Raw genomic sequence first — 19,655 nt, forward strand, 5'->3', positions numbered from 1 at the left:
GCGGGCGGGGCGGGCACCGGGCCGCTCTCCCCACCCCGCCCGTCTCGCGCGGGCGGGGCGGTCCTCAGGCGGAGCGCCGCCCGACGAACCCGAGCATCCGCCCGGCCGCCCCGCCTTCGGCGCGGTACGAGTAGAACCGGCCGTCGGCCACCGTGCACGCGTCGGTCGCCTCGACGCGGGCGGGGCGGACGCCGAGCGCCCGGAGTTGCCGCTCGATCTCGGCCCGCAAGTCGATGTGCGGGCGGGGCCACTCGGGACGCCGCACGACAACCGAGGCGTCGAACTGGGCCGCGACCTCCTCGCCCACCTCGAACGCCTCGGCCGAGATGCACGGGCCGACATAGGCGAGCAGGCGGGCGGGGTCGGCGCCCACCCCGCCCATCGCCTCGACCGTCCGCCCGACGACACCGGCGACGGTCCCGCGCCACCCGCTGTGACACGCCCCGACGACGCCGGCCTCGGAGTCGGCGAGCAGGACGAGCGCGCAGTCGGCGGCGATCACGCTCAGGAGCAGGCCGGGACGGTCCGTCACGAGCCCGTCGTGATCGGGAACGTGCCCCGCCTGTCGAACAACGACGACATCCGCTCCATGCACCTGCCCGACAGACGCGACCGCTATCCCCGTCTCCCGAGCGAGCCGCGCGCGCGCCGCGTCGAGCGGCTCACCAGCGGGCGAAAAGGCGCGCGTCGTAAACCCGGCGACGAGCCCCGGAGCGTCCGCGAAGAGGGCGGGGCGGAGAGCGGCGTCGGTCATCCTATTCCCAGCGCCTCACGCGCCGCCCGCTCGGCCACGTCCATCGGGAGCTCGCGGCCCGTCCACTGGCGGTAGCTCCCCGCGGCCTGCGCGAGCAGCATCGGCAGCCCGCCGATCGTCGTCGCCCCCCGCTCGGCCGCCATCCGAAGCAAGGGCGTTTGGGCGGGGCGGTACACGAGGTCGTAGACGACCTGGCGGGCGTGGAAGTCGCTGGCTTCGGCCCACGGCGTCCGCCCATCGCCCATCCCGAGCGGCGTGGCGTTCACGACGAGCGCGGCCTCGCGGACGGCGCCGCCAGCCTCGCCGGGCGGGGCGGCGACAAGCTCCGCCCCGCCCGCGACGTGGTGGAGGTCGTGGATCAGGCGCTCTGCCTGCTCCGGCCGCCGGGCGACGACGGTGACGCGGCGCGGGCTCAGGTCGCGCAACGCGCCGTAGACGACGGCGCGGGCCGCCCCGCCCGCTCCGAACACGACGACGGTCTCGTAGCGGGGCGGGGTGGCGAGTCGCCTGAGCGGGGCGAGGAATCCGTCGATGTCGGTGTTATCGGCTCGCCAGCCCTGGGCGGTGCGGACGAGGGTGTTGGCGGCGCCGACCACTTCGGCACTGTGCGTCACGGCGGATGCCAGCGAGAGCGCCTGCTCTTTGTGGGGGATCGTCACGTTTGCTCCGGCGCCTCCGAGTGCCCACAGCCCCTCCACCGCAGCCGGCAGCGACGGCCTGTCCACGTCGCACGCGACGTAGGTGTAGTCCAACTCCTGCGCCTGGAAGGCCGCGTTGTGGAGGGCGGGCGAGACGGAGTGCGCGACCGGCGTCCCCAACAGAACGACCAACCTCGCTGCCACTACGCCCTCTCGTCTCCAGAGACGGGGCCGCGGGGGAACCCACCCGACCTCAGGTCGCCCATCAGGTCGGGGTACGCCCGCCGAATCTCATCGGCCCGCGACGGGTCAAGCTCTGCCGCTCGCCGGAACGACCGCACGGCATTCTCCCGCTGGCCGACAGACGCGAGCGCCCAGGCCTGGCGCAGGTGCGCCTCGCTGGATTCGGGGTCGAGGCGGATAACCTGCGAGAACGCTTCGAGCGCTTCCGTTCGGAGCCCCATCTCCAAACACGTCTCCGCCAAGTCGAGCCACGCTTCCTTGTTCGACGCGTCCAGTTCGATGACCCGCCCGTACGAGCGCAACGCCTCCGCGAGTTGGCCGGCGTTGTACTCCGTGTCCGCTCGGGCGTGCCAGTACTCGCTCTCCTGTGGCGTGAGAGAGATGGCCTGCGAAAATGCAGCCAGCGCGTCGGCGTAGAGGGACTGAGCGTCTAGGGCGCAGCCCATCCCGTACCACGCATCGGCATACTCCGGGTCGTCGCCGACGGCGCGGCGGAAGTAGTCGACGGCCGCCTCGTATTCGTTTAAGTCGTCGTACGCGAGCCCCAGGTTGTAGAACGTGGACGCGTCTCCGTCCTCGTGCTCCAGCACCTTGAGGTAACTCTCGGCCGCCCCCCGGGCGTCGTCCAGGTTCGCAAGGGCGTTCCCCCGGTTGTACCACGCAGACGTAAATCCGTCGTCGATCGCGACCGCGAAGTCGTACGACTGTACCGCCTCGTCGTACTTCCCGACCTGATTGAGGACGATGCCTCGGTTGTACCACGCGTTCTGCGCGTACGGGTCGACCTCAATCTGCTGGTCATACGCGCGGACACTTTCATCAAGGCGTCCCAACCTGTCGTAGCAGTACCCCAACTCGTACCACACCTCCGGGTGCTCCTCGTCGATCTCTGCGCACCGCTCGAGCGCGAGAGCCGCTTCATCATATCGCTCCAGCTTCTCAAGCGCGATTCCGCTGTTGAAGAGAGCGTCTGCCGCGAGAGGGTCAACTGTCAATGCGCGGTCGAACGCAACGAGCGCGCTTTCTGAGCGGCCTAAGGTGTCAAGCGTGATCCCGTAGTTGACAAGCGTCTCCGGATCGATCGGGTTCAGAGACAGAGCCTGCTCGTACGCTCTCAAAGCCTCCTCGTGCCGCTCCATGTGGTTCAGCAGCACCCCCCTCCGCATCCACGGATCGGACGCCCCTGCGGACCGTTCGATCTGATCGTCGACAACACGGAGGGCCTCCTCAAAGCGGCCCACCTCGAAGTAGTAGGCGGCGATGTGCTCCAGGTCGTCTAAGGCAAAGAAACCTGCAGCGCCGTCGCAGAGAGAAGCCTCGTACGCCTTTACCAGTTCGTCCGTGCGGTCGTCTCCAGCGGGATCATCGAACTCGTAGTCGAACATTCGCGCGAGCGTTTAGGCTCTATGTGAGCAGGAGATCGGGACGAGGCCATCTCGTTCCTATGGGCGTGCCTAGTATAGCCGGGCGCTTCGGGTGATGCAACGCGCAGGCGGTTCACACCAGCGCCGTCCACCTCCAGCATTCCTTCTCAGTCGTCCCGCTTGTCGGCCCTCTGCGCCACGTCATGTCTCAGCCCCTCTTCATTTCCTTCGAAGGCATCGACGGCTCTGGGAAGAGCACGCAAGCAAAGCTCCTCGGCATTGAGCTGCGCCGCCTCCAGTATGACGTGGTGGAGGTTCGAGAACCCGGGGGAACTCAGTTGGGGGAAGACCTAAGGGGCATAGTACTCGACAGCACACGCACGGTCTCGCCACGAACTGAGCTGCTGCTATTCAGCGCAGCGCGCTCTCACCTCGTCGACACAGTCGTCAAACCTGCTTTAAGCAGAGGCGCCATCGTAATCGCGGATCGGTTTGCTGACTCCTCAACGGCCTACCAGGGTGGAGGGCGCTCCCTGAAGGAGTTGGAGTGGTTCGAGACATTCAACGATTTCGTTGTGGCAGGTCGGCAGCCAGACCGGACCTACTTCATCGACGTCACTCCTCAACAGGCAAAGAGTCGGAGAGACGAAGGCACAAGCGATCGGATCGAGAAGGAAGACATCCCCTTCTACAATAGAGTCCGAGATGCGTATCTCCGCCTCTGCGACTCAAGCCCGGACCGTACTGTGCGTTTAGACGGTGCGGCCACAGCTGAGGCGATTCGTCAGAATGTCTTGGATGACGTTCTTGGTCTCCTAAGTCCGAACAGGATTCAGCCAAACAAATAAGCCCCGACGCTCTGAAGCGTCGGGGCTTAAGGGGACTTGGCGACGACCTACTCTCCCACCTAAAAGGCAGTACCATCGGCGCTGCGGGGCTTAACGGCTCTGTTCGGAATGGGAAGAGGTGGATCCCCCGCGCTATAGTCACCAAGAATCGGATGACATATGGATAGCCGTAGCAAAACTGCACAGGGCAGAGCCAACAGGCAATGCCTGTAACTCTCCTTGCAAATATTCATCGAGCGTCTTGAGACCCTCCTGACGTACGTACACGCAGTCGAGGTGGAGTGCATCAAGCCTGGTAGATAATTAGTACGGCTCGGCTAAACATGTTGCCATGCGTACACCTGCCGCCTATCAACGTCCTCATCTAGAACGATCTACAAGGGAGAACTCATCTTGTGGTGGGCTTCGTGCTTAGATGCTTTCAGCGCTTATCCCTTCCCGACGTAGCTACCCAGCAATGCAACTGGCGTCACAACTGGTACACTAGAGGTCAGTCCGTCTCGGTCCTCTCGTACTAAAGACAGATCCACTCAATTCTCCAACGCCCGCAGCAGATAGGGACCGAACTGTCTCACGACGTTCTGAACCCAGCTCGCGTACCGCTTTAATGGGCGAACAGCCCAACCCTTGGGACCTTCTTCAGCCCCAGGATGCGATGAGCCGACATCGAGGTGCCAAACCTCCCCGTCGATGTGAACTCTTGGGGGAGATAAGCCTGTTATCCCCGGCGTACCTTTTATCCTTTGAGCGACGGCCCTTCCATACGGGACCGCCGGATCACTAAACCCTACTTTCGTACCTGCTCGACCTGTATGTCTCGCAGTCAAGCGCCCTTGTGCTTTTACACTCTACGCACGATTACCGACCGTGCTGAGGGCACCTTTGGGAGCCTCCGTTACAATTTGGGAGGCGACCGCCCCAGTCAAACTACCCACCTAACACTGTCCCCCTGCCGGATAACGGCAGCGGGTTAGGCGCCGACCAAAACGAGGGCGGTATTTCAAGGGTGGCTCCACGACGCCTAGCGACGCCGCTTCAAAGCCTCCCGCCTATCCTACACACGTTTTGGCCAGAGTCAATGCTAAGCTGTAGTAAAGGTGCACGGGGTCTTTCCGTCCCGCTGCGGGTACCCGGCGTCTTCACCGGGACCACAATTTCACCGAGCGCGCGGTCGAGACAGTGCCCAACTCGTTGCACCATTCGTGCAGGTCGGAACTTACCCGACAAGGAATTTCGCTACCTTAGGACCGTTATAGTTACGGCCGCCGTTTACTGGGGCTTCGGTCGAGAGCTTCGCCTTACGGCTAACCCCCTTCCTTAACCTTCCAGCACCGGGCAGGTGTCACTCCCTATACGTCGTCTTGCGACTTGGCAGAGAGCTGTGTTTTTGCTAAACAGTCGGTTGGGCCTTTTCACTGCGGCCCTCCGAAGAGGGCGTCCCTTCTTCCGAAGTTAGGGGACCAATTTGCCTAGTTCCTTGACCGCGCATCACTCGAGCGCCTGAGGATACTCTCCTCGCCTACCTGTGTCGGTTTACGGTACGGGCACCCTTGGCAACGTACGACGCTTTTCTCGGCAGTGTGCTTGGGGTCACTATGGGTTCACCTCTCGGATCCCCCTACTGTCGTGGTTCGGCCTTAAAGGAGCAACGGATTTGCCTACCGCTCCAGCCTACGCACTTCAACGACCCATTCCGTCGGGTCGCGGACCTTACGCTGCTGCGTCACGCCTCACGTTAACGCCTTTGGGTGGTACGGGAATATTAAACCCGTTTGCCATCGCCTACGCCTTTCGGCCTCGGCTTAGGTCCCGACTAACCCTGTTCCGATTAACGTTGAACAGGAACCCTTGGGCTTACGGCGGACGGGCTTCTCACCCGTCTTATCGTTACTCATTCCTACATTTTCTCTTCCAGTTGCTCCACCAAACCTTACGGTTCAGCTTCAGCGCTGCTGGAATGCTCCCCTACCACTCTACGTAGTAGAATCCGAAGCTTCGGCGCCATGCTTGATGCCCGATACATTTTCGATGCCGGACCGCTCGACTAGTGAGCTATTACGCACTCTTTAAATGAATGGCTGCTTCTAAGCCAACATCCTAGTTGTCTAAGCAGTCCGACCTCCTTTGGTCAACTTAGCATGGACTTGGGGGCCTTAGCTGTCGATCTGGGTTGTTTCCCTCTCGGACACGGATCTTATCACCCGCGCCCTCACTGCCTCTGAACGTGTGTCCGGCATTCGGAGTTTGTCTGGAGTTGGTACCCGGTGAAGGGCCCGCGTCCAATCAGTGCTCTACCTCCGGCACACTATGGAGAGACGCTGTACCTAAATACATTTCGGGGAGTACGAGCTATTTCCAAGTTTGATAGGCCTTTCACCCCTACCCACAGCTCATCGGAGCCTTTTTCAACAGACACCCGTTCGGTCCTCCACGCGGTCTTACCCGCGCTTCAACCTGGCCATGGGTAGCTCACCTGGTTTCGCGTCTACCTCCACTGACTGTGCGCCCTATTCAGACTCGCTTTCGCTTCGGATTCGGCGCTAAACGCCTTAACCTTGCCAGTGAAGAGTAACTCGTAGGATCATTATGCAAAAGGCACGCCGTCACCCGATATACGGGCTCCGACTGGTTGTAAGCACACGGTTTCAGGTACTATTTCACTCGCCTACTAGGCGTTCTTTTCACCTTTCCCTCACGGTACTAGTTCACTATCGGTCACAAGAGAGTACTTAGCCTTACCAGATGGTGCTGGCAGATTCCCACAAGATTTCTCCGGTCCCGTGGTACTCAGGAACACTGCGGCGCTGCTCGCTTTACGTCTACGGGACTATCACCCTCTATGGTGTGGCTTTCCAGACCACTTCGTCTTCTGCTTGCAGATCACCGTGTGCAGGTCCTACAACCCCGAAAGAGCCGAAACTCTTTCGGTTTGGGCTATTCCCCGTTCGCTCGCCACTACTTAGGGAGTCACTAATTGTTTTCCTTTCCTCCGGCTACTTAGATGTTTCAGTTCGCCGGGTTGGCCCCTACACCCTATGTTTTCAGGTGCAGGTAACAGGTCTTCAACCTGCTGGGTTTTCCCATTCGGAAATCCGCGGATCGTCGGGTATTTGCCCCTTCCCGCGGCTTATCGCAGCTTATCACGTCCTTCGTCGCCTTCTTGTGCCAAGGCATCCACCGTGTGCTCTTAATCGCTTGATGCGACCTCGATTGAGTCTACGTTCGATCTGGAGAGTCTCCAGTCGCTCGATGCTTTGTCTCAGCAAGACGAACCGTCTACAACCCCACCGAGGTGGAGGTGCTTCAGGTTCGACCCTGATGCAGTTTTGCTACGGCTATCAATATGTCAAAGTACGGTCCGGCAGCTTTCTCAAGCCGGTGCCGGTCTGCCGCCCTCGCGACCAGAAACTGGTCAGACGACAGGGAGTGGAGCCAGAGGGAGTCGAACCCCCGACATCCTGCTTGCAAAGCAGGCGCTCTACCAACTGAGCTATGGCCCCTGATAAGCTATGGGACGCTCCCGCGTCTCCGTGGGGCTGGGAGGAGTTGAACCTCCGACCTCACGCTTATCAGGCGTGTGCTCTAACCACCTGAGCTACAGCCCCGAGTGCGCGATGGGCGCATTCGATGGCGGTCGCCCCGGTGGGAGCAGACCTACAGTATCCAAAAAGAACTGGAGTGAAAGAGGGAAGCATAGCGAGCCTTCGTCGGACGCTGCGGCGTTGCCGCGCGGCCAGAGGAGCGTCGAGCTCTGTGAGAGGTAATCCAGCCGCACCTTCCGGTACGGCTACCTTGTTACGACTTAGCCCCAGTTACCGAGTTCACCTTCGGCCGCTCCCTCCCTAAGGTTGGGTCACGGACTTCGGGCGCCCTCGACTTCCATGGCTTGACGGGCGGTGTGTACAAGGCCCGGGAACGTATTCACCGCGTCATTGCTGATACGCGATTACTAGCGATTCCAGCTTCACGGAGTCGGGTTGCAGACTCCGATCCGAACTGAGACCGGCTTTGTGGATTCGCGCCCCCTCGCGGGGTGGCTGCCCATTGTACCGGCCATTGTAGCACGTGTGAAGCCCCAGGCGTAAGGGCCATGATGACTTGACGTCGTCCCCACCTTCCTCACTGCTTGCGCAGGCAGTCTCGTTAGAGTCCCCGGCTTGACCCGCTGGTAACTAACGATAGGGGTTGCGTTCGTTGCGGGACTTAACCCAACATCTCACGACACGAACTGACGACAGCCATGCAGCACCTCGCTACCAGTCCGAAGAAGGGTCCCTTTCAGGACCTGTCCGGTAGCGTTCGAGCCTGGGTAAGGTTCTTCGCGTTGCATCGAATTAATCCACATGCTCCACCGCTTGTGCGGGCCCCCGTCAATTCCTTTGAGTTTCAACCTTGCGATCGTACTCCCCAGGTGGGATGCTTAACGCGTTAGCTTGGACACTGCACCTGAAGCGGTGCAACATCGAGCATCCATCGTTTACGGCGTGGACTACCAGGGTATCTAATCCTGTTCGCTCCCCACGCTTTCGTGCCTGAGCGTCAGTACCCGTCCAGCTATCCGCCTACGCTTCTGGTATTCCTCGTGATATTTACGCATTTCACCGCTACACCACGAATTCTGATAGCCTCTCCGGGACTCAAGACGTGCAGTATCAAGGGCAATTCACCGGTTGGGCCGGTGGCTTTCACCCCTGACTTACACGCCCGCCTGCGCACCCTTTACACCCAGTGATTCCGGACAACGCTTGGACCCTCCGTATTACCGCGGCTGCTGGCACGGAGTTAGCCGGTCCTTATTCGTACGATACCGTCAGACCCGCTCGAAGGCGGGTGTTCTTCTCGTACAAAAGCAGTTTACGCCCCTGAGGGGTGTCTTCCTGCACGCGGCGTGGCTGCGTCAGAGTTTCCTCCATTGCGCAATATTCCTCACTGCTGCCTCCCGTAGGAGTCTGGCCCGTGTCTCAGTGCCAGTGTGGCGGATCATCCTCTCAGACCCGCTACGGATCGTTGCCTTGGTGGGCCGTTACCCCACCAACTAGCTAATCCGACGCAGGCTCATCCCCAGGCGGCCGAAGCCTTTGATCGATGGACCATGCGGTCCTTCGACGTTATGTGGTATTAGCCTCGGTTTCCCGAGGTTATTCCCCACCTGAGGGCAGATTGCCTACGTGTTACTCACCCGTGCGCCACTGTTCACCGGGGCAAGCCCCGGCTTCTCGTTCGACTTGCATGTGTTAAGCCCGCCGCCAGCGTTCGTCCTGAGCCAGGATCAAACTCTCCGTAGTAGAGAGAATGATCTCCTGCACGGTCCGAAGACCGAATCAGGGATCGAGTTGCCATGACCTCTCGGTCACAGCCTGCTGTTGAGCTTGTTTTGGACCTCAAAGAGGTCCGGGTTGACTTGTCTCGTCTGTCCGCTACGACCCGGCCGAAGCCGAGACGATGGCGGCCGACGAGGGCTCGCTATGCTTCCAATCTTTCAAAGTACAGGGCTTCCAGGTGAGCCGGTGAAACCGGCCTCGCCTTCGGCGCGTCCTGCCAAACTACGGAGTCCGTAGCCGATGTCAAGTGCTTCGCGTTCTCTTCTCAGTTGATCCGAGGACCCGACCACTGCCGGTTGCGAAGCCCGCCTCGCAGCGTTCGCTGCGGGGATGACCAGGGTACGGAGAGACGAGGGGCTGAGTCAAGTCGCTCGGCCGGGTTCACAAACCCTTTGCCGTGCGCTTGGCCTCATCGTCTGGACCGTCATTGAGCAGAGAACAGGGCCGGCGGTGGAGTCGCGAGTGCGACCGTTTCCCCGTCGGCGTGCGCCTATGATAACCGGCCTTTCTCCTTCCTCCTATCAACGTCTGGTGGAGAGGGAGTGAGGGAGCTGTGAGCCTGCCCTGAGCCCCTCGGCCGGTATCTTCCTAAGGACACCCGACATCCCCCCTGGACCGCCCCGCCCCGCCCATGTCTCGCTCTCGTTCGGACAGTCCCCGGTCGATCGTAACCGACCGGGTCTTTTGGATCGGCCTCGCCGCGATTGCCGTCGGGCTCGCCGTGTTCGTCCTCCTCTTCAACTACGCCATCATGCCGATCTGGACACGGCACGACGCGACCGTCGCCGTTCCCGATGTCCGCGAGATGGAGCCGGCCGAGGCCGAGCGCTCGCTTCTGCTCTCGGGGCTCGAGGGCACGTACGACGAGCAGCCGTACAACCCGAATGTGGCCCCGGACATTGTCGTCGAGCAGAGCCCGGTGGCGGGGACGCAGGTGAAGCCCGGCCGCCGCATCTACTACTACGTCAACGTGAGCCCCAAGGAGCTCGTCCCGGTTCCCCGTGTGGTGTCGCTCTCGGAAGGCACGGCGCGGACGGAGATCGAGGAGGCCGGGCTCGCGGTCGGGCGCGTCGAGATGGACACAACGCGGACGCCGTACGAGAACACCGTCACGCGGCAGGAGCCAGGTGAGGAGCGGCAGGTGCCGATCGGGACGCGGCTGACGCTCTGGATCAGCCCGGGCGTCGACAACTCGCGCGAGGTGACGGTGCCCAACGTCGTCGGCGTTTCGGCGACCGAGGCGCGGGACCGCCTCCGGTCGGTGGGGCTCTTCGTGGACTCGCCGCGCGCCGAGGGCGGGGAGGTGGTCCGCCAGGAGCCCGAGCGGGGCGAGCGGCTCCACCCGGGCGAGGAGGTCCGCATCTATACGGAGTAGAGTAGACCGCCCCGCTCCAGCGTCGTCGAAGGCGGGCGGGGTGGTCGCTCGCCGCCCCGCCCGTGCGGACGATGCCTTGATACGCGGAGCGCCCGGGGCGGGGTGGAACGGCGGCCCGCCTTGCGCCGCCTCGCCCTCAGTCTTCGAGGTAGACGGCCGGACGCGCGGGGTCGACCACGACGCGCTCGGCGTGCTTGGTCGGGACGACGCGGCCGACGAAGTCGGGGTGGACGGGGACCTCGCGGTGGCCGCGGTCGATGAGGACCACGAGCCGGATCGTCCGGGGGCGCCCGTACTGAAGGACGGCGTCGAGGGCGGCGCGGGCCGTGCGGCCGGTGAACAGGACGTCGTCGACGAGGAGCACGTCGCGGCCTTCGGCGCTCGGGGCGCCGTCGGGGAGCGCGGGCGGGGCGGCGTCGGGGCGGTCGTCGCGGGAGGCCGAGATGTCGAGGGGGTGGACCTCCACGTCGGTGCCGGTCGCCTGGCCGAGCGCGTCCGCGAGGTGGCGGGCGAGCGCGAGGCCCCGCTCTTTCAGCCCGAACACGACGAGGCCCTCGACGCCGCGGTTGCGCTCGATGACCTCGTAGGCCAGTCGCGTGACGGTGCGGCGGACGCGCTCGGGCGCGAGGAGGACGGTGCGGGCCACTACGGGGCGGGGTGGGCGGACGGGGCAAGTTCGGCGCGGTAGACCGTCACCGCCCCGCCCTCCAGCTCGACGCGGTCGCCGCGGACGCGGACGTCGACCGCCCCGCCCCGGGCCGAGGCTTGGTAGCACGCGAGCGCGTCGGTGCCGAGTGCGTCGGCCCAGTAGGGACCGATGGCGCAGTGGGCCGAGCCCGTCACCGGGTCCTCGACGACGCCGGCGTTGGGGGCGAAAAAGCGCGAGACCACGTCGACGCCGTCGCTCGCGGCGCGGGCCGTCGCGATCACGCCGCGCAGGCCGAGCGCCTCGACGTCGGCCGCCGTTGGGTCGAGAGCGCGGACGGCCGCCTCGCTCTCTAGCACGGCGAACCAGTCGAACCGGCTCCGCCCCGCCCACACCGGCTCGACGCCGAACGCCTCGGCAAAGCCGCCGGGGAGGTCGGCCGCCTCGGGCGGGGTGGCGGGAAAGTCCATCGCGTACCGCCCCGACGGTTTGCGTCCCGGCGGCTTACGTCCCGCCCGCACCTGCCGGACGCTCAGGCGGCCGCTCCGCGTGTCGAAGCGGGCCTCGTCGTCCGCCCCCAGTCGGCCGCTCTCATACAAGAGGTGGGCGGCGGCGAGCGTGGCGTGGCCGCACAGGTCGACCTCGACGGTCGGCGTAAACCAGCGGAGGCCGAACGGCTCGCCCGCCCCGCCCGGCGTCACGAACGCGGTCTCGGACAGGTTCATCTCGGCCGCCAGCGCCTGCATCCAACCGTCCCGCGCGGGGCGGTCGAGGACGCACACGGCGGCCGGGTTGCCGCTGAACGGCCGGTCCGCAAAGGCGTCGATCGTGGTGACGGTCACGGGCGGGGTGGGCGTAGGTCGGGGGCCGCCCCGCTCAGGCGGCCTCGGCCGTGCGGTTCGGGCACGCCTCGCGGCGGCAGTGGCCGTAGACCGTCAGCGCGTGGCGGGCCACGTCGAACCCGTAGATCTCGGCCACGGACTCCTGGATCTCCTGGAGGCGCGGGTCGCAGAACTCGAGGATCTCGCCGCAGTCCTCGCAGATCAGGTGGTCGTGCTGCCAGTAGGCGTAGGCCCGCTCGTACTTCGCCTGCTGCTGGCCGAACTGGTGGCGCACCGCGAGGTCGCTCTCGATGAGCAGGTCGAGCGTGTTGTAGACGGTCGCCCGGCTGACCGTCGCCCCGCCCTCTTTGAGGCGGGCAAAGAGCGTGTCGGCGTCCACGTGGTCGTTCGTCGCGTAGAGCGCGTCGAGCACGGCGAGGCGCTCGGGCGTGCGGCGCTGCCCGCGCTCCTTCAGGAACGCGAGGAACTGAGCGCGGACTTCTCCGAGTTGGGTGGTCGTCAGGGACATGGGGGCAAGTTACCTCCGGCGGCGCGCCCACCGGCTCACGGCGGGCGCGGTGGGGGATCGGGCGCCGTCGCCCGCGGCGTTGGTGGGCGCCCCGCCCCGCCCCAGCGCTTCGAGGCCGGCGGCGAGGAGCGCCGTCCGCTCGGCGTCGGGCGACGGGGCGAGCGCGGACGCGTCGAAGTGCTCGGCCACGAAGCCCGTGTCGAAGTCGCCCGAGCGGAAGGCGGGGTGGCCCATGACGTAGCGGCAGAACGGGATCGTCGTGCGGACGCCGGCCACGTCGTACTCGCCGAGCGCCCGGTCCATCCGCGCAATGGCCTCGTCGCGCGTGCGGCCCCACGCGACCAGCTTCGACACCATGGGGTCGTAGTACACCGGCACCTCGTCGCCCTCCTCGACGCCGGCGTCGACGCGCACGCCCGGACCGGCGGCGGGGCGGTGCCGGAGGAGCGGGCCGGGGGCGGGGAGGAACCCGGCCGGCACGTCCTCGGCGTAGACGCGGCACTCGACGGCGTGGCCCCAGATCCGCACGTCGTCCTGGCCGTAGCCCAGCGGCTCGCCCTCGGCGATGCGGATTTGCTCGGCGACGAGGTCGAGGCCCGTGATCATCTCCGTCACCGGGTGCTCGACCTGGAGCCGCGTGTTCATCTCGAGGAAGTAGAACGCGCCGCCGTCGAGCAGGAACTCGACCGTCCCGGCGCCGACGTAGTCGCAGGCGCGGGCGGCCTGCACGGCGGCCTCGCCCATCGCCGCGCGCAGGTCCGGCGTGAGCACGGCGCTCGGGGCCTCCTCGATCACCTTCTGGTGGCGCCGCTGGATCGAGCACTCGCGCTCGAACAGGTGGACCACGTTGCCGTGGGCATCCGCCAGGACCTGGATCTCGACGTGGCGCGGCCCGACGAGGTACTTCTCGACGTAGACGCGGCCGTCGCCGAACGCGCTCTCGGCCTCGCTCGTGGCGCGCTCGAAGCCGGCGCGGAAGTCCTCGGGGCGCTCGACGACGCGCATCCCCTTGCCGCCGCCGCCGGCCGCGGCCTTGACGAGGACGGGGTAGCCGATCTCGCCGGCCACGCGCTCGGCCTCGGCCGCCTCGGCGATGGCGTCGGGCGTGCCGGGCGCCATCGGGACGCCGGCCGCCTGCATCAGCTTGCGCGCCTCGGTCTTGTCGCCCATGAGGCGGATGGCCTCGGGCGGCGGGCCGATCCAGACGAGCCCGGCCTCCCCGCACGCCTGGGCAAAGGCGGCGTTCTCGCTCAGGAACCCGTAGCCCGGGTGGACGGCGTCGGCGCCCGTCTGGCGGGCCGCGTCCAGGACCGCCCCGCCCACGAGGTACGACTCGGACGACGGCGGCGGCCCGATCTCGACGGCCTCGTCCGCGAGGCGGACGTGGAGCGCGTCGCGGTCGGCCTCGCTGTAGACGGCGACGGTCGCGATCCCGCGCTCGCGGCACGTGCGCATGACGCGGACAGCGATCTCGCCTCGGTTGGCGACGAGAACCTTCTGGAGACGGCGGGGTGTCATAACGGCGGTCCTGGAACGGCTGGCATACAATCTGTACGAGGTCCTCCCGCGCCCGGCTCCCCCACCCCGGCCGTCGCGCCCGTCCGATGCCTCAAGATACCGACTACTACCTCCTCCTCGGGCTCGCCGAAGGCGCGAGTGCGGAGGCCGTAAAAGTCGCGTACCGGCGCCTGGCCCGGCAGTACCACCCCGACCAGAACCGCGGGGACGGCACGGCCGAGGAGCGGTTTAAGGGCCTTCAGGAAGCGTACTCCGTCCTCTCCGATCCGGCCCAGCGGCAGGCCTACGACCGCGAGCGCCTGGACCCGTTCGCCCGCCTCGCCCTCGGGTCCCCCCTGTTCCAGCCCGGCGCCTCTCCGAGCGGCGCGCGCGCTGACGTGGAGGCGCAGGTCCGGCTCACGTTCGACCAGGCGCTCCGCGGGGGCACGACCGAAGTCCGCGTGCCCGGCGGCGAGCCGGTCCGGCTGGGGATCCCGGTCGGGGTGCGGCCCGGGCTCAAGGTGCGCGTCCGCGGGCAGGGCCGGCCGGCGAGCGACGGCGGGCGGGGCGACCTCTACGTCACGTTCCGCGTCGACCCCAGCGAGCGGTTCCGGCGCGAGGGCGAAAACCTCCACCGCGTCGAGACGGTCTCGGCCCTGGAGGCGATCGTGGGCACGACCCGGTCGATCACGAACGCCTACGGGCAGACGATCAAGGTCCACATCCCGCCCGGCACGCAGCCCGGCGAGCGGCTTCGCCTGCGCGGCCAGGGCGTGGCGACGCGGCGGCGCACGGGCGACCTGTTCGTCGAAGTCCAGGTGACGGTGCCGCGGTCGCTCACGGACGCGCAGCGCGAGGCGCTCGAGCGGACGGCCCGCGAGATCGGCCTGCTGTAAGGGGGGGGGCGGCCTCCACCCCGCCCCGCCATCCTGTACGGACACCATGCATGGTGTCCCTACGCCGATGTCCGCCCCGCCCTGTGTTTGGGCGGGGCGGTCTGCCTCCAGGCGGGGCGGGCGCGCGATCTTGCCTGCCCCACCCCGCCCTTTGGGTCCGCCCATGCGCAAGCCGATCTCGCCCCGCACGCACGGGCTGCTCGATTACATCGCGGTCGCCGTGTTCGCGCTCGGCCCGCTCGCGTTCGGGCTCACCGGGCTGGCAGCCGGGCTGTCGTACCTGCTCGCCGTCGTCCACCTCGCGCTGACGCTGGCGACGGCGTTCCCGATGGGCCTCGTGCGCGTGGTGCGGTTCTCGACGCACGGGACGGTCGAGCTGGCCGTGGGCGGGGCGCTCGTAGCGGCGGCGGCGTTCCTGTTCAACGGCGCCGCGTTCTGGTTTTTCCTCGCGATGGGCGTCGTCCTCCTGACCGTCTGGTCGGGGACCGACTACGGGAGGTGGGGCGCCCGGATCTAAAGGCGACCGGAGGGCGGGGCGGCTCGGGCGGGGCGGCCGGCGGCGGAGACCCCGAGGCTCCCACCCCGCCCGCGTCAGCGGAACTGGACCTCGTCAACGACCTCGCGGCCGAGATGGTCGTTCATCCGCTCGCGCCAGGCCGCGCGCTGGAACTGGAGCTGGTGCCGCCACGCGGCCGAGCGGACCTTGACGTGGAGCGCGCCGTGCCGCATCCACACCTGCTCGGTGACGCCGGCGATGGACGGCCCGGCCACGACGGGCCACGCCTCGACGGCGCGGGCGGCGTCGAACCGCTCGCGGTAGCCGTAGCGGTCGACGAGGTCGGCGAGGACGGCCCCGAGCGGTTGCGGGTCGTTGGACGAGGGCACAGAACGGAGGGGCGGGGCGTTGCAAACTAGAGCCCCCTCCGGGTCGGTACCGGGTACGAGGTACGGCCTAATCTGGGCTCGACGCGCGCGTACCTCGTACCGAGTACCCTGTACCGACCTGTACGTCGTCCCACCCCGCCCTCCGATCTGCCCATGCGCCCCGTCCTCCTCGCCGCCCTGCTCGCCGCCTGCTCGTCGGCCCCGAGCGCCCCCGCCCCGCCCGCCGACGACTACGCGGCGGCCGACTCGACGGACCTCCCGCAGGCCGTCCGCACCGAGACGCTCGCGCCGGCGCCCATCCGGATCACGGTCGACGAGCTGCCCGAGCCGTTCGCGTCGGAGTCGGTGCGGAAGGGGCCGGACGTGGTCGACGTGCCGGACGACGCCTTTCTCCGCGTGCCGGCCGGCTTCGCCGTGCAGGTGTGGGCCGACGACCTGGAGAGCCCGCGGTGGCTCGCGCTGGCGCCCGACGGCAGCGTGCTCCTCGCCGCGAGCCGCGAGAACACGATCCTCCGCCTCCAGGACGCCGACGGCGACGGCGTGGCCGAGGACCGCGAGACGTTCGCGACCGCGGACGCGAACGCGCTCGACCTGCCGATGGGCATGGCCTTCGCGGACGGCGCCTTTTTTGTCGGCAACACGAGCGAGGTCCGCCGCTACCCGTACGCGCCGGGGGCGGGGCGGCTGGAGGGCGAGGGCACGGTCATCGCCGACCTCCCGGGCGGGGGCTACAACCAGCACTGGACGCGCAACGTGGTCGCGAGCCCCGACGGCGACAGCCTCTACGTGACCGTCGGGTCCGAGTCGAACGTGGACCCCGAGGAGCTTCCGCGCGCCTCGGTCTTCCGCATCACGCCGGGCGGGGCGGGGCGGGAAACGGTGTCGTTCGGGCTCCGCAACCCGGTCGGCCTCGACTTCCACCCCGCCACGGGCGTGCCCTACGTGACGGTCAACGAGCGCGACCGCCTGGGCGACGGCCTCGTCCCGGACTACCTCACGTCGATCGGCGCGGGCGCCGACGGCGAGCCCCGGTTCTACGGCTGGCCCTACGCCTACTTCACGCCGGACAACCTCGACCCGCGCCGCACCGACGACGGCCAGAGCGAGCGGCCGGACCTCGCCGCGCAGACCGTCGCGCCGGACGTCCTGTTCGAGTCGCACTCGGCCGCGCTCGGCCTCGCCTTCTACCCGACCGGCGCGACGACCGCAGGCGGGGCGGCCTCATTCCCCGCGCGCTACCAGGGCGGGGCGTTCGTCGCCTTCCGGGGCTCGTGGAATAAGAGCCAGGGCACGGGCTACAAGGTCGTGTTCGTCCCGTTCGAGGACGGCCGCCCCACCGGCACCTACGAGGACTTCCTGACCGGCTTCCTGATCGACCCCGCCGGCCCGACGACGTGGGGCCGCCCCGTGGGCGTCCTCGTCCTCCCCGACGGCTCGCTCCTGGTGACGGAGGAGGCCAACGGCCGGATCTACCGCGTGAGCTACACCGGATAACGAGCCCTCCGCCCCGCCCCCAGGCTCATGGGCGGGGTGGCCGAGGGAACCGTCCGCCGCCCCGCCCGCTCCTCAACGATGGGCGGGGCACGGTGGGCGGGGCGGTCTGCTACGCCCTCGTCGCGAGGTGCCAGAGGAAGGCGGCCTCGTCGCGGGAGACGAGGGCGACCCACACGAGGCCGCCGAGGGCGAGCACGAACGGGAGCCCGAACCCGAAGAGGACGGCCCGCGTGGGAGGCACGGCTTTGATCGACTGCAGATCCCACGCCATCCGGTACCCCGCGACGACCTCGATCAAGACGGCGACGACGAGGAGTGTCGGGGCCAGGACCGTCGCCAGCCCGGCGTCGACGCTCGCGAGCACGAGGGCGACGACCATCAGCGGGAGCCACGCCCACCGGCACCACACGGCCAGCGAGAGCGCCTGACCGGGGCGGATGCGGCGGCGCCCGGCCAGCACGTTGAGCCAGACGACGTTGAGCAGGAGCCACGCCCCGTACCCCAGCGCCAGCAGGAGCACGAGCACGAGGGGCTGGCCGATCAGCGCGATCAGCCGGTCTTGCGCGCCCGCCGGCCACCCCGCCGTCGCGGCCGAGAGCGTGTCCGTGCGCCCCAGCGCGCGCAGCGTGGAGGCGCCGACCACGCCGGCCGAGAACGCGAGCAGCGCCGCGAGGCCCGAGGTCTCGGACACCGAGAGGTCGAACCCGCGCTTGACGGCGTCCCGGTAGAGGTCGCGGCGGCCGAAGTAGCGCGGGACGAGGGCGCCCATGCGGGGGACCGTCGCGTACAGCACGCCCAGCCCGAGGACCAGCCCCCATCCGAGCAGGAGCACCGGCGACACGCCGGGCACGCGGCTCACAGGCGCACCGGCGTCGAAGGCGAACACGCGCTGGCTGCCCGACCAGAACCCGCTCGCGACGTCGAGGGCGGGGCGGGGCTCGCCGCTCTCGGCGAGGAGGCCGAACCGCGTCCCGGCCACCTCGGCGCTGGGGTCCTGGGGGAGCGCGTCGGTCGCGTCGCGCCAGCGGTACACGAACGCGACGGCCGGCGCCGGCTGGACCGCGCCGAGCTCGTTGAAGGCCGTCTCGAGCGCGCGGCCCTGAGCCGCCTCGCTCCCCGGCGTCCGCCACCCGCCGCCCCGCCCCGGCCGCACGCCGGCCCCGACCGACGCCAGCCCGACGGGCGTCTCGTGCCGCGCCCGCCACGCGCGGAGCGCCGCGACGGGGTCGCGGTCGCGGGCGTCGAGGAGGACCACGTCGACCGTTCGCCCCGCCCGGTCGTCGCCGATGAACCGGCTCGTGTAGTAGGTCTGTGTCCCCGGCGCCCCGCGCTCGCGCACAAGCGCCGTGAGCGCCTCGAAGTAGGCGCGCGCGCGCCGGTCGCTCGTGTCGCTCCCCTGCGCGAGCCCAAAGTGGCGGGCCGCCGCGTAGGGCCGGGCGCGGTCGAGCGCCTCGGCCAGCACGCCGGCGACCTCGCGCGTCCGGGCCACGAGAAACGGGGCGGGGAGATTCTCGACGGGCAGGTCCTGCCACAGCGAGAGCCCGAGGAGCGTCGCCGCCTCCAGCACGATGGGGTCCTCCACGAGTCCCGTCCGCACGCTCCGCGCGCCGGCCCGGCGGATCGCGAGGAGGTCGTCGACGGCCGCCGCCGCGTCGGGCGGGGCGGCCCACACCACGCCGGCGAGGGCGGCAGGGAGCGGCGCGTGCGGACCGACCGGCGCGAACGCCGACGAGTCCGCGACGGCCGCGCGGACGCGGGCGAGCGCCTGCTGCGCCGGCGTCTGCGGCGCCGCGGGCACGTCCGTGCGGACGCGCGCGGAGTCCGCCCCGCCCCCGGCGGTGTCGGGCGGGGCGGCCGGTGCCTGCGCGAGCGCGGGCGGGGCGGCGAGCAGGAGGAGCGCGAGGAGGCGGAAGGCCGACGGAGTGAGCACGGGCGGTCGTGGGGGCGGGGCGGGCGCCGCCAAGATCGCTGCGTTCGGGCCGCCCGCCGCCCCGCCCACCGGGGCGGGGCGGCTCGTGGGTGCGCCGCAGGCGGGGTGGCCTTGGCGGGGCATCCGTTCCGGCGGCGTGGGCCGATCACGCCTCGCACCGCCGAATGACCGTCGAGCGGGCTCCCGCCCCGCCCGCGACGGGTCGCGTAGCGAATCTGGTGGCTCCAGCCGTCCCGACCGACGAGGCCTCTCAGCGGCCTCACCTAACGAGGCCACCGCCTCTCCCCACGACCGCCTCCGCGACGCCATCGAGGGCGTGCTGGAGCAGATCACGGAGGAGGAGACGGCCGCTCAGCTCCAGCCCCAGCACTGCGAGCGGACCAAGCGCCGACGCGGCGAACAGAACGGTCACTA

At 68.0% G+C, this 19,655-nt stretch carries 14 protein-coding genes, 2 tRNA genes, 3 rRNA genes and 1 pseudogene; 6 read left to right on the top strand and 14 right to left on the bottom strand.

The features are described from left to right. Nucleotides 1-64: 64 nt before the first annotated feature. From RQM47_RS02760 to RQM47_RS02770, 3 genes are read right to left on the bottom strand one after another with little or no spacing between them, the layout of a single operon-like run. Nucleotides 65-754: a polyphenol oxidase family protein gene (locus tag RQM47_RS02760; RefSeq protein WP_311663039.1), complete on the bottom strand. Its 690-nt coding sequence runs from the start codon at nt 752-754 to the stop codon at nt 65-67. Next, nucleotides 751-1,596 carry a shikimate dehydrogenase gene (locus tag RQM47_RS02765; protein WP_311663038.1) on the bottom strand — a complete coding sequence of 282 codons (846 nt, stop codon included), beginning with the start codon at nt 1,594-1,596 and terminating at the stop codon, nt 751-753. The genes RQM47_RS02760 and RQM47_RS02765 overlap by 4 nt, the downstream gene beginning before the upstream one ends. After that, complete coding sequence (locus RQM47_RS02770) at nt 1,596-3,020, bottom strand: tetratricopeptide repeat protein (protein WP_311663037.1); 1,425 nt, start codon at nt 3,018-3,020, stop codon at nt 1,596-1,598. The genes RQM47_RS02765 and RQM47_RS02770 overlap by 1 nt, the downstream gene beginning before the upstream one ends. A gap of 182 nt (nt 3,021-3,202) precedes the next feature. Here RQM47_RS02770 and tmk point away from each other — a divergent pair, with 182 nt between their 5' ends. Further along, on the top strand, nt 3,203-3,847 hold the full coding sequence (gene tmk, locus RQM47_RS02775; protein ID WP_314007291.1) for a dTMP kinase: 645 nt from the start codon (nt 3,203-3,205) through the stop codon (nt 3,845-3,847). Nucleotides 3,848-3,881: 34 nt separating this feature from the next. Here tmk and rrf read toward each other — a convergent pair. The 5 genes from rrf to RQM47_RS02800 all read right to left on the bottom strand — a co-directional run bounded on the left by rrf (nt 3,882) and on the right by RQM47_RS02800 (nt 9,132). Then, nucleotides 3,882-3,993, bottom strand: a 5S ribosomal RNA gene (gene rrf, locus RQM47_RS02780). Nucleotides 3,994-4,129: 136 nt separating this feature from the next. Then, nucleotides 4,130-7,048, bottom strand: a 23S ribosomal RNA gene (locus tag RQM47_RS02785). 226 nt (nt 7,049-7,274) lie between these two features. Further along, a tRNA-Ala gene (locus tag RQM47_RS02790) sits at nt 7,275-7,347 on the bottom strand. A 31-nt stretch (nt 7,348-7,378) separates the two neighbouring features. Next, nucleotides 7,379-7,452: transfer RNA gene (locus RQM47_RS02795), tRNA-Ile, on the bottom strand. A gap of 148 nt (nt 7,453-7,600) precedes the next feature. Next, nucleotides 7,601-9,132, bottom strand: a 16S ribosomal RNA gene (locus RQM47_RS02800). The 16S, 23S and 5S rRNA genes sit together here with 2 tRNA genes alongside, the layout of an rRNA operon. A 667-nt stretch (nt 9,133-9,799) precedes the next feature. Between RQM47_RS02800 and RQM47_RS02805 the strand changes: the two genes are divergently transcribed. Continuing rightward, a complete protein-coding gene (locus RQM47_RS02805; protein WP_314007293.1) occupies nt 9,800-10,543 on the top strand; it encodes a PASTA domain-containing protein in 744 nt (247 codons plus the stop codon). A gap of 136 nt (nt 10,544-10,679) precedes the next feature. Here the strand turns inward: RQM47_RS02805 and pyrR are convergent, their stop codons facing one another. Genes pyrR through accC form a run of 4 tightly spaced genes read right to left on the bottom strand, consistent with a single transcriptional unit; the run spans nt 10,680 to nt 14,057 of the window. After that, nucleotides 10,680-11,189 (bottom strand): bifunctional pyr operon transcriptional regulator/uracil phosphoribosyltransferase PyrR, encoded by a 510-nt coding sequence (pyrR, locus tag RQM47_RS02810; RefSeq protein WP_311663034.1) that lies wholly within the window; start codon nt 11,187-11,189, stop codon nt 10,680-10,682. Continuing rightward, complete coding sequence (locus RQM47_RS02815; protein ID WP_311663033.1) at nt 11,189-12,031, bottom strand: PhzF family phenazine biosynthesis protein; 843 nt, start codon at nt 12,029-12,031, stop codon at nt 11,189-11,191. Before RQM47_RS02815 ends, pyrR begins: the two co-directional genes overlap by 1 nt. Before the next feature lie 34 nt (nt 12,032-12,065). Beyond that, on the bottom strand, nt 12,066-12,539 hold the full coding sequence (locus RQM47_RS02820; RefSeq protein WP_311663032.1) for a transcriptional repressor: 474 nt from the start codon (nt 12,537-12,539) through the stop codon (nt 12,066-12,068). Between the two features lie 9 nt (nt 12,540-12,548). Further along, nucleotides 12,549-14,057, bottom strand: coding sequence for an acetyl-CoA carboxylase biotin carboxylase subunit (gene accC / locus RQM47_RS02825; protein ID WP_311663031.1), 1,509 nt, complete (start codon nt 14,055-14,057; stop codon nt 12,549-12,551). Nucleotides 14,058-14,143: 86 nt separating this feature from the next. Here accC and RQM47_RS02830 point away from each other — a divergent pair, with 86 nt between their 5' ends. Both RQM47_RS02830 and RQM47_RS02835 read left to right on the top strand, forming a co-directional pair. After that, the gene (locus RQM47_RS02830; RefSeq protein WP_311663030.1) at nt 14,144-14,932 is read left to right on the top strand and encodes a DnaJ C-terminal domain-containing protein; all 789 of its coding nucleotides are present in this window, start codon (nt 14,144-14,146) and stop codon (nt 14,930-14,932) included. A gap of 163 nt (nt 14,933-15,095) precedes the next feature. Further along, complete coding sequence (locus RQM47_RS02835; protein WP_311663029.1) at nt 15,096-15,449, top strand: hypothetical protein; 354 nt, start codon at nt 15,096-15,098, stop codon at nt 15,447-15,449. Between the two features lie 74 nt (nt 15,450-15,523). Here RQM47_RS02835 and RQM47_RS02840 read toward each other — a convergent pair whose 3' ends face one another. Next, nucleotides 15,524-15,817 carry a DUF721 domain-containing protein gene (locus RQM47_RS02840; protein ID WP_311663028.1) on the bottom strand — a complete coding sequence of 98 codons (294 nt, stop codon included), beginning with the start codon at nt 15,815-15,817 and terminating at the stop codon, nt 15,524-15,526. 153 nt (nt 15,818-15,970) lie between these two features. Between RQM47_RS02840 and RQM47_RS02845 the strand changes: the two genes are divergently transcribed. Further along, nucleotides 15,971-17,311, top strand: a complete 1,341-nt coding sequence (locus RQM47_RS02845; RefSeq protein WP_311663027.1) for a PQQ-dependent sugar dehydrogenase — start codon at nt 15,971-15,973, stop codon at nt 17,309-17,311. Between the two features lie 109 nt (nt 17,312-17,420). On the opposite strand, the gene RQM47_RS02850 is transcribed toward RQM47_RS02845, so the two are convergent. After that, nucleotides 17,421-19,241 (bottom strand): hypothetical protein, encoded by a 1,821-nt coding sequence (locus tag RQM47_RS02850; RefSeq protein WP_314007295.1) that lies wholly within the window; start codon nt 19,239-19,241, stop codon nt 17,421-17,423. Nucleotides 19,242-19,557: 316 nt separating this feature from the next. On the opposite strand from RQM47_RS02850, the pseudogene RQM47_RS17395 reads away from it, so the two are divergent. Next, nucleotides 19,558-19,620: pseudogene (locus tag RQM47_RS17395) on the top strand (hypothetical protein); the annotation flags it as partial. Nucleotides 19,621-19,655: the final 35 nt, after the last annotated feature.

The organism is Rubrivirga sp. S365, from assembly GCF_032248475.1.
Taxonomy (GTDB): domain Bacteria; phylum Bacteroidota; class Rhodothermia; order Rhodothermales; family Rubricoccaceae; genus Rubrivirga; species Rubrivirga litoralis.